We start from the raw sequence: 512 nt of genomic DNA on the forward strand, positions 1-512 counted from the left end.
CGCTGGTAGTGCCGCTGGTCGTCGTGAAATTCCACCACGTCGATGTTCAGGCGATCGTCGCTGGTGACGCGGTACCAGATGCCGACCTCGGCCAGCAGGCGCTCGACGAAGGCCAGGTCGCTCTCGTCGTATTGCATGACCTGTTCGCGCCGGGGGTACTGGCGCACCAGGTTGAAATAGAACTCCTCGCCACGAAAATCGTGGCGCGTGCGCAGGATGTGCTCGACGATCTCGGGCACCGACTGCTGCTGGTAGATGCGAAACTGCTTGCCGCGCCCAAGCCGCGCAAAACGCGGTTGCAAGGTGATTTCGTAGCGAGCTTCGTCGTTGGAACCGGACAGGCGCTTGAAGCCTGAGATCACGCCATGGAAGGCGCGCAGCGGCTTGATCACCGGCGGCGTGAAACCCTTGGGCGTCGGCGGTGGCGGCACGGCGTACAGGTTGAAATAACCCCAGCGGTTGAGCACGTCGGTGGCCGCCAGGTCGCGCTCGGTGCAGGTGAATTCGATGCG

Annotated in this window: 1 protein-coding gene; it reads right to left on the bottom strand. The window is 63.3% G+C overall.

Features of this window, described 5'->3' with window-relative positions; genetic code table 11:
- Window positions 1-512 (bottom strand): type VI secretion system tip protein VgrG (gene vgrG / locus OC610_RS28725; RefSeq protein ID WP_264433172.1); only part of this gene is annotated, 512 nt, incomplete at both ends.

The organism is Pseudomonas agronomica, from assembly GCF_025917275.1.
Classification (GTDB): Bacteria; Pseudomonadota; Gammaproteobacteria; order Pseudomonadales; family Pseudomonadaceae; genus Aquipseudomonas; species Aquipseudomonas agronomica.